At 69.8% G+C, this 3,391-nt stretch carries 4 protein-coding genes; 1 reads left to right on the top strand and 3 read right to left on the bottom strand.

Annotated features, from left to right (window positions below; genetic code table 11):
• Positions 1 to 73 precede the first annotated feature (73 nt).
• Together ACFWIA_RS13115 and ACFWIA_RS13110 are read right to left on the bottom strand one after the other, a co-directional pair.
• A complete protein-coding gene (locus ACFWIA_RS13115) occupies positions 74 to 421 on the bottom strand; it encodes a hypothetical protein (RefSeq protein ID WP_385484798.1) in 348 nt (115 codons plus the stop codon).
• Positions 418 to 651 carry a hypothetical protein gene (locus tag ACFWIA_RS13110; RefSeq protein ID WP_387003331.1) on the bottom strand — a complete coding sequence of 78 codons (234 nt, stop codon included), beginning with the start codon at positions 649 to 651 and terminating at the stop codon, positions 418 to 420. The genes ACFWIA_RS13115 and ACFWIA_RS13110 overlap by 4 nt, the downstream gene beginning before the upstream one ends.
• 193 nt (positions 652 to 844) lie before the next feature.
• Between ACFWIA_RS13110 and ACFWIA_RS13105 the strand changes: the two genes are divergently transcribed.
• Positions 845 to 1,801, top strand: coding sequence for a helix-turn-helix transcriptional regulator (locus tag ACFWIA_RS13105; RefSeq protein ID WP_387003328.1), 957 nt, complete (start codon positions 845 to 847; stop codon positions 1,799 to 1,801).
• Positions 1,802 to 1,846: 45 nt separating this feature from the next.
• On the opposite strand, the gene ACFWIA_RS13100 is transcribed toward ACFWIA_RS13105, so the two are convergent.
• Positions 1,847 to 2,824 carry a LuxR C-terminal-related transcriptional regulator gene (locus ACFWIA_RS13100; RefSeq protein ID WP_387003325.1) on the bottom strand — a complete coding sequence of 326 codons (978 nt, stop codon included), beginning with the start codon at positions 2,822 to 2,824 and terminating at the stop codon, positions 1,847 to 1,849.
• Positions 2,825 to 3,391 lie beyond the last annotated feature (567 nt).

The raw sequence follows: 3,391 nt of genomic DNA, 5'->3' as shown, positions 1-3,391 counted from the left end.
TGCTCCCCCCCCCCGGCCCCCCCCGCTGCGGGGGGAAGTACCCGAGGCGATCTATAACGACGGGGGAATCGCCTCAGGCACTGCGGGGGGTGGCGGAAATGGTCGTCGGGGTGTCGTGCAACGGAGTGTCGCGGTCCACCAGTTGTTCATGGTCGCGCTGGTCGAGATTGACGAAGATCATCCCGTATCGGATGGCGCACCGAACGGGTCGGGGCGCGCCCCGCGGCCTGCGCAGACAGCGGTACGCACGAACGTCCTCGTCCTCGTCCCGCACGACGACGACCGGCTCCCCGAACAGGGTCACCATGAGTGAGTCACCCTGGTGGGGAATGGCCGTGACCAGGTCGATGAAGTGCCATCCGGAGCGGTAGGCGGTGGCCATCTCGCGCCGGAAGGAACGATCGTCGGGGGGCGTGCTCATGATCCCCAGCCGGTGTCGGCGGGCTTGCTGATGACGGGGCCGCCCTTGGTCGGGACGAACGTGCCCCAACCGGTGTCGGCCGGGACGAACGTGCCCCAGCCCGTGTCGGCGGACCTGACGGTGACCGAACCGCTCTTGGCCGGGGCGACCGGGCCCCAACCGGTGTCGGCGTGAGCGGTCGTGGCACCGAGTGCGCCCGCGGCCACCACCACGGAGAAAGTCGCCAGCACTGAGCGAAGCATTCTCTTGAACATAGTCGGCTTCGTCCTCACCTGATGAGTCCTCTCCCCCGGTGCAACAAGACGATGGCTCATTCAGGCACGTCAACACCACTGAACCGATGCATCATGTTCCTGCACGTTCAAGACCCTGGGGGGTGGAGATTTGCCCATAACCAACACACATCCGACACATCACCACTCCATGGCCGAGCTGTGCGCCGAGGGCGGGCAGCTCTACGCCAGCGCACTGAGTGCCGGAAGAATCGCGCGGGCGGAGGTTACGGCCGCCCCGTGCCTCCTGGAATTCGCGCTACTCCACCCGGATCCGGACGATGCGAACTGGCTGCGGCCCGTCCCCCCGTCGGTGGCACTGGCCCAACGGCTGCATCCCATAGAAAGGGAGATCCTGGACAGGCGGCGGCTGTCCATCGAACTGACCGAATCATTTGAGCCGTTCATGGCCATCAGCGCGCAGAGCCCCGCACCCACCCATGCGATCACCGTGCTCGAAGGGATCGACCGGATCAACGCGGCGCTGAACGTCGCCACCGCCGAGGTCCGCTCGGAGGTGCTCACCATCCAGCCGGGCGGGCGCCGCAGCGAACACATCCTCAGCCAGGCCCTCGAACGCGACCGCCCGCTGACCGACCGGGGCATCCGGATCAGGACCCTGTACCAACACACCGTCCGACACAGCCAGGGCACCATGGCGTACGTGGACCGGATGGCCGACGGGCTGATCGAGATCCGCACCCTGGAGGAGCTGATCGAGCGGCTCATCGTCTGCGACGACACCGTGGCCTTCATCCCCGCCGGGACCGACGGCAGCGGCAAGGACGACGTGGCGCTCGAACTGCGCCACCCCGGACTGGTCCGCTATCTGGTCCGGGTCTTCGAACAACTCTGGCGGCGCGCGACCCCGCTGCTCGACGAGGTGCCCTACCGGTCCACGCCCGACGGCATCACCGGCGTCCAGCAGTCCATCGCCAAACTCCTGGTCGAGGGGTACGTGGACGAGGCCATCGCCCGACGCCTCGGCATGAACGTCCGCACCTGCCGCGCCCACATCGCCAAGCTCGCCTCCGCGCTCGGCAGCGGCAGCCGGGCCCAGCTCGGCTACCTGATCTCCCGGTCGGGCATGTTGGAGCACGACCAGTGAAGGACCGGCCGACCGGTCACCCCCGCACCCCCGTCCGACGGCCCGTCACGGCGTGGGCGGACGCGGCGGGGTGTCCAGGCCGGCCTGCGCGATCCGCACCCCGAGCTGGGCGCGACTGGCAGCCCCCAACTCCTCCGCCAGCTTGCGGATGTGATGGCGGGCCGTCCGCACGTTGATGCCGAGGCGCTGCGCTATCTCCGCGTCGGTGTGCCCCTCGGCGAGCAGCGCCGCGATGGCCCATTCCCGACGGGTGATGCCGGTGACCCCGGAGCCGGAGGGCAGCGGCTCCACCAGCGGGTGCCCCAGCCGCCAGAACCGCTCGAAGACGATCGCGAGGAACCCCACCAGACCGGGGTGCCGCAACTCCAGGGCGACCGTCCGGTCCTCGGTCGCCGGCACGAACGCGACCTTCCGGTCGAAGATCAGCAGCCGCTCGAAGACCTCGTCCAGGGTGCGCACCTCGGCGGCACCACCGACCCGCTCCACGTACTCGAAGAGGCCCTGCCCGTGCCGTGCGGCATGGGTGTACAGGGTCCGCATGCGCACCCCGCGCTGCGCCATGTCCAGGGCCAGCGGCAGGGCGTCGTTCAACACGTTCTCGCGGCGCACCCCGCCCGGTTGGACGGCCAGGTGCTCGACGACGCAACTGTCGGAGGCTTCGGCGATGGCGTCCCGGATGCGGGGCTTGCTCTCCAGCACCCGGATGCCGTGCCCCGCCGAGGGCAGGTCAGGACCGGCCCCCGTGTACCGCTCGGCGAGCAGGGTCACCGCGGTCGCCCGCGCATGGCTCTGCGCCAACTCGTCCCGTAGGCCGCGGGTCAGCCGGGCGATCACCTCGCCCGGCGACTCGGGCACCAGCCACGCCGCGTCGTCCGGGTCCGAGTACAGCAGGCCCAGCGTGACCAGGCAGGGCGCCCCGGCCGCCGCGGTCCGCTCGATGCGTCCGCCCTTGAGGGCCGCCGCGTACACGCGCTCACCCTCCTCACAGAGCTGATCCACTCCGTGCGTGTGCGCCTCAGCCATGTCCCCGCCCCCACCTAAGGAGTAGCTTTCCTGCCGATTCATCCGCTTCTTCCCCCTTGCGTCCACCCTCCTCTTGGCGCAGTGCAACAAGATGACGGTGGTGTCACCGCCCCATGACCGGCAGAGTGGGTGCACGGGGCGAGGGGAGGGGAATTCTTAGTCGCCCCCGGGTTGTCCCCGAGTCGGCCAATCCCCCTGGCCGACCCGGGGCGCCCACGCTCGGGCGCCTCAGCCCGACGCTCCGACCGACGGAAGTCGGCCCGAGTGACTCCGTGGACCACACGGGGAGCCGTTGGTCCGGCAGACCGCCGCCCATCGGCCGTAACCCCGACCTTCCCATGGATCACCTGAGTCCGAGCGCGTACGTCAAGACTCGCACACCTCACTGACAGTCACACCCGGGTTATCCACAGGGGGGTTCACCGGGGTGTGCCCGTCCGGCTCGTCCGGACACGGCCGAGGGGGGGGGCGGGGTGGGGAGCCGCCCCCCCCCCCCCCGCGGGGGGCGCCCCGGGCGCGGCAGGCCGGCGGCGGGGGATTTAAACAAAAAAAAAACCACCAACCAAA

It is taken from the genome of Streptomyces sp. NPDC127068, from assembly GCF_042724695.1.
Taxonomy (GTDB): domain Bacteria; phylum Actinomycetota; class Actinomycetes; order Streptomycetales; family Streptomycetaceae; genus Streptomyces.
The sequence above is the reverse complement of the archived record's forward strand: the minus strand, read 5'-3'. Positions and strand labels throughout refer to the sequence as shown.

Bases quoted from the DNA above. Each gene is read 5' to 3' on its own strand.
- ACFWIA_RS13115 (WP_385484798.1), bottom strand. From the start codon at position 421: ATGAGCACGCCCCCCGACGATCGTTCCTTCCGGCGCGAGATGGCCACC.
- ACFWIA_RS13105 (WP_387003328.1), top strand. From the start codon at position 845: ATGGCCGAGCTGTGCGCCGAGGGCGGGCAGCTCTACGCCAGCGCACTG.
- ACFWIA_RS13100 (WP_387003325.1), bottom strand. From the start codon at position 2,824: ATGGCTGAGGCGCACACGCACGGAGTGGATCAGCTCTGTGAGGAGGGT.